Source organism: Mycobacterium sp. NPDC050853 (assembly GCF_040653875.1).
Classification (GTDB): Bacteria; Actinomycetota; Actinomycetes; order Mycobacteriales; family Mycobacteriaceae; genus Mycobacterium.
In genome coordinates this window covers 1-5,045 of sequence record NZ_JBFAGW010000017.1, presented here as the reverse complement: position 1 = coordinate 5,045, position 5,045 = coordinate 1, and the positions used below count along the sequence as shown (strand labels likewise).

Genomic DNA, 5,045 nt, shown 5'->3' with positions numbered 1-5,045 from the left:
AGGTCATTGGCCACCCAGTCACGCATGCTGTCGGGCAGGCGCTTCCCATATGAGTAAGCGATGTACTGCCATGCGGTGGGCCGGTCGGCGGCCATAGACAAACTCCTGGGCGTCTAGTCGTGCACATGCCCGGTGCGTCTACTCGGGCGAAACGGCCCAGTACGGGCGTTGGGTGGTTCTCGCCGGGGCGGGCATCAGACAGGCCCTGATGAGTGCAAGAAAGTGCCCCGGCGAGAACCAAGGGGAACTATAGACGGGGCCTTGCCCTGCATTGTTGCCGGGTTGCTAATGTTTGCATGTTGATCGTTGTGGTGAGGTGGTGTTGTGGTGGATGCGCGTCAGCCGCTGTATCGGATGAAGGCGGATTTTTTTAAGACGCTGGGTCATCCGGTGCGGATACGGGTGTTGGAGTTGCTTAGTGAGCGGGACCAAGCCGTGTCGGAGATGCTCCCGGAGGTGGGGATCGAGCCGGCGAATCTGTCACAGCAGCTGTCGGTCCTGCGGCGGGCGGGTTTGGTGACGGCGCGGCGTGAGGGTTTGTCGGTGCTGTACACGTTGACCTCCCCGCAGGTGGCCGAACTGCTGGCCGCCGCGCGCAAAATCTTGACCGGGGTCGTAGCCGATCAGGCCGAATGGCTCGATGGCGCCGATCCGGTCACAGTGGGGCCCGCGCGGGCGACGCGGGCCCGGCGCTAGCCGGAGGTATCGGACGTTATCTCCGGCTAGCGCCCTCTAGTTGCTTGTTTTCTTAATTAGCATGCTTTGTTGATAGTCAGGTTCTGAAGAGCTGGTGAGGAGTGGTTGTGGTGAGTTCGGTGGATGCAGTGGGTGCGGCGCAATCGGTGCAGGGGTTGGAGCCTGCGCCGACCACCCATGCGGGGGTGGTGTTGTGGGTGGCGGAGATGGCCGAGCTGTTGGGCCCGCAGAAGGTGGTGTGGTGTGACGGGTCGCGCACCGAGTGGGATCGCCTGACCAGACAGCTGGTGGCTAAGGGGACGTTTGTGCCGCTGCGGGGTAAGCCGAATTCGTTTTGGACTGTGTCGGATCCGGCGGATGTGGCGCGGGTGGAGGACCGCACGTTCATCTGCTCGGAGAATGCCGCCGATGCGGGTCCAACCAACAACTGGATGGACCCGGTGGATATGACCACGATCATGACCGAGGAATACCGGGGTGCGATGGCTGGGCGCACCATGTATGTGATCGCGTTCTGTATGGGCCCGCTGGGCTCTGATGACCCGAAATTCGGTGTGCAGGTGACCGATTCGGAATATGTGGCGGCCTCGATGCAGATCATGACCCGCTCCGGTGCCCCGGTGTGGGATCGGCTTGGGCTGCGCGGCCGGTTCGTCAAGTGCGTGCACTCGGTGGGCGCCCCGCTTGCGCCGGGGCAAGCTGATGTGCCGTGGCCGTGTGATGAGACCAAGTACATTTCGCATTTCCCGGCCACCCGCACCATCTGGAGCTACGGCTCGGGCTACGGCGGTAACGCACTGTTGGGCAAGAAATGTTTCGCCCTGCGCATCGCGTCGGTGATGGCCCGCGACGAGGGCTGGCTGGCCGAACACATGCTGATCCTCAAACTCACCTCCCCGCAAGGTGTCGTGAAGTATGTGGCGGCGGCATTCCCCTCCTCGTGCGGCAAAACAAACATGGCGATGCTGGCCCCTTCGCTGTCTGGCTGGACCGCCGAAACGATCGGCGATGACATCGCCTGGATGCGATTCGGGGCCGATGGGCGCCTGTACGCGGTCAACCCCGAGGCCGGATTCTTCGGGGTTGCACCGGGCACCGGGCGGGGCACCAACCCGCACGCGATGGATACCATCGAGTTGGGCAACTCGATCTTCACCAACACCGCGCTGACCAATGACGGGGATGTGTGGTGGGAAGGTGCGACCGACACCCCGCCCGAACACTTAACCGACTGGCGCGGACACCATTGGACGCCGGCATCCAACAATCCTGCTGCGCACCCGAATTCGCGGTACTGCACCCCGATCGCGCAGTGTCCGACCATCGCCCCCGAATGGGATGACCCCACTGGGGTGCCGATCTCGGCGATCTTCTTCGGGGGCCGGCGTGCCAGCACCGTCCCGCTGATCACCGAATCCCGCAGCTGGCGCCACGGGGTGTTCCTGGCCTCCACGCTGTCCTCGGAAACCACCGCGGCTGCCGCCGGTGAAGTCGGCGTGCTACGCCGCGACCCGATGGCGATGCGCCCCTTCCTGGGCTATCACGTCGGCGATTACTTTCAGCACTGGCTCGATATCGGCACCCGCAGCGACCCGGATCTGCTACCGAAGATCTTCTATGTCAACTGGTTCCGCCGCGGCGCCGATGGCAAGTACCTGTGGCCCGGTTTCGGGGAAAACGCCCGCGTCCTCAAGTGGGCGCTGGAGCGCCTCGAGGCCGCAGCCGACGCGGTCGCGACCCCGATCGGCTACCTGCCCACCGCTGACGCGCTGGACCGCACCGGCCTGGACATCAGCGATCAGGATCTCGAGGAGGCGTTGGCGGTCAACATCGACGAATGGGTCGCAGAGACCGAATCCATCGACTACTGGTATGCCAGCATCGGCGGCAACCGCCTACCGGACGAACTGCGCACCGAACTGGGCGCACTGCGGGCACGACTGGCCGAAGCCCGGCAAGGATGCACCGGCTCGCTGACCCAATCACGGTGACCATCAGCGCACATGAGGTCCCCGCGCCGCGACGGGGCCGCATCGATCACTGGACCCGGTGATGGGTGCAGTCGGTATCGCCGCGGTGGCGCGGCTGCTGCCGCACCGCGGCGACTACGCCGGTCTGGGTCGGTCGTGGCGCTGCGACATCCTGGCCGGGATCACCGTCGGTGTGGTGGCGTTACCTTTGGCGTTGGCCTTCGGGATCAGCTCGGGGGCCGGGGCCGCCGCCGGTCTAATCACCGCGGTGATCGCCGGTGTGGTGGCGGCGGTGTTCGGCGGCTCGCACGTGCAGGTATCCGGGCCCACCGGGGCAATGGCGGTCGTGCTGGCCCCGATCGTCGCCCAATACGGCAGCAGCAGTTTGGCTTTGGTCACCGTGCTGGCTGGGATCATTGTGGCGGCCGCCGGCATCATCGGTTTGGGCCGGGCGGTCACCTTCATCCCGTGGCCGGTGATCGAGGGCTTCACTTTGGGGATCGCCGCGATCATCTTCTTGCAGCAAGTCCCCGCCGCCATCGGCCAGCCGGCACCCCGCGGCCATCCCCCGTTGGCCGCCGCGATCGACGTTCTCGCACACACCCGCTGGAGCGTCGCCGCACCGGCCTTGCTGGTGGTGGGATTGGTGGCGGCACTGATGGTCGGGCTGCCGCGGCTGCACGGCGGGATCCCCGAATCCCTGGTAGCTGTGGTCGCTGCCACCGCGCTAGTGGGGGTAGTAGGTTTATCTGTTGCCCGTATCGGCGAGCTGCCCTCGCGGCTGCCCGCACCACTGCTTCCGCACGCTAATCTGGCTGCCCTGCAAGCACTTCTGGGTGCGGCGGTGGCGATTGCCGCCTTGGCTGCGATCGAATCGCTGTTGTCGGCGCGGGTGGCGGCCACCATGGCGCCCACTGGCCCCTATGACCCGAACCGTGAGCTGCTCGGGCAAGGCCTGGCGTCGGTGGCTTCGGGGGTGTTCGGTGGGATGCCGGCCACCGGCGCGATCGCCCGCACTGCAGTCAACGTGCGCTCGGGGGCACGCACCCGCGTTGCGGCGATTACCCATTCGGTGCTGCTGTTGGCGGTGGTGTACTTGGCCAGCGGCCCGGTGGGTGCGATACCACTGGCCGCGCTGTCGGCGGTCCTGATGGTCACCTCCTTCCGGATGATCTCGGCGCGCACCGCGATCACGATCCTGCGCTCGACCCGCTCCGATGCCGCCACGTTCGCGCTGACCGCCGTTGTCACCATTTGTTTCGACCTGATCGAGGCGGTCGAAATCGGCGTCGTCGTGGCCGCGTTCTTCGCGCTACGTGTGGTGGCCCGACGTAGCAGCGTCACCCGCGAAGAACTACCCGGCTCACCGATGCCCGGGGACGAGAAGATCGCACTACTGCGCCTGGATGGCTCCATGTTTTTCGGTGCGGCCGAACGTATCTCGAATACCATCACCGACGCCCACCACCCCAATATCAGTGTGGTGATCATCCGCATGTCCCAGCTGGGCATGCTCGATGCCACCGGCGCACACACGCTGGCACAGATCGCTGAAGATCTCGAAGCCCGCGGCATCACCGTCATCATCAAAGGCGTACGCCCCGAGCACCTCACACTGTTGACCAACGTCGGTGTCATCGAATCCCTACGTCACGAAAAGCACCTCATCGACACCCTCGATGCCGCCATCGCTCACGCCCGCACCCACGCCGGCGGCACCCACCCCACACACACCTGACAGGAAGCCTGTATGCACTCTTGGACGTCCATCGCAACACTCATCGCGCTCATGAGTGCAACCGTATTCGCGGTCTGGAAACTGCAGCGCTAAGACATTGCAGACCCTCGTATACGACTGCTCGACGATGCCTCGTAAGCGGAAAGGTCACACCAGTGAGCTACGCCCATGACTCGGCGCACGCCAAGATCCTCATGGAGGGCCTTGGCGGTGGGGTATGCCTGCTGGCAGTGCACTGGCACGTCCAGGAATCCAACAGGCAGGCGTACCTACCGAGAATCCGAGCAACCACACTCAACACGATCCGATCGCTTATCCGCGACGGCCTGTTCGAGCTCGGCACTATGGCTCCGCACGCACAGGGATTTGTGCCGACCGACGATCCCGAAGCTGCACTGCGTCACATCTACGCCGATTACATCGACAACTTTGACGTGTTCGGATGGCAGTACCACTGGTGGCTGATCATCACCGCGTATGGCCGACAGATGGCCGAGCCCCTCATCACGGCCTATCAACATGAACTTTAAGACACACCCCAACAACGTTCAGAGCGCAAAGGAGCAGCTCCATGGGTAATCCAGTCATTGTCGAAGCGACACGCAGCCCTATCGGCAAACGAGGTGGATGGCTCGCGGGGC

At 64.5% G+C, this 5,045-nt stretch carries 6 protein-coding genes; 5 read left to right on the top strand and 1 reads right to left on the bottom strand.

What is annotated here, in order from left to right:
- On the bottom strand, positions 1–95 hold a 95-nt coding region (locus AB0H22_RS25350), incomplete at its 3' end, for a DUF5313 family protein (protein ID WP_358149938.1).
- Positions 96–327: 232 nt separating this feature from the next.
- Here AB0H22_RS25350 and AB0H22_RS25345 point away from each other — a divergent pair.
- From AB0H22_RS25345 to AB0H22_RS25325, 5 genes are all read left to right on the top strand, one after another.
- Entirely contained in the window at positions 328–696 is a 369-nt protein-coding gene (locus tag AB0H22_RS25345) for a metalloregulator ArsR/SmtB family transcription factor (protein WP_180751629.1), read from the top strand.
- Positions 697–803: 107 nt separating this feature from the next.
- The gene (locus tag AB0H22_RS25340) at positions 804–2,687 is read left to right on the top strand and encodes a phosphoenolpyruvate carboxykinase (GTP) (protein ID WP_358150026.1); all 1,884 of its coding nucleotides are present in this window, start codon (positions 804–806) and stop codon (positions 2,685–2,687) included.
- 61 nt (positions 2,688–2,748) lie between these two features.
- The gene (locus AB0H22_RS25335) at positions 2,749–4,404 is read left to right on the top strand and encodes a SulP family inorganic anion transporter (protein WP_358150024.1); all 1,656 of its coding nucleotides are present in this window, start codon (positions 2,749–2,751) and stop codon (positions 4,402–4,404) included.
- A gap of 155 nt (positions 4,405–4,559) precedes the next feature.
- A complete protein-coding gene (locus tag AB0H22_RS25330; protein ID WP_358150022.1) occupies positions 4,560–4,934 on the top strand; it encodes a hypothetical protein in 375 nt (124 codons plus the stop codon).
- A 41-nt stretch (positions 4,935–4,975) separates the two neighbouring features.
- Positions 4,976–5,045: hypothetical protein (locus AB0H22_RS25325; RefSeq protein ID WP_358150028.1), on the top strand; the 70-nt coding region annotated here is incomplete at its 3' end.

Bases quoted from the DNA above. Each gene is read 5' to 3' on its own strand.
- AB0H22_RS25335 (WP_358150024.1), top strand. From the start codon at position 2,749: ATGGGTGCAGTCGGTATCGCCGCGGTGGCGCGGCTGCTGCCGCACCGC.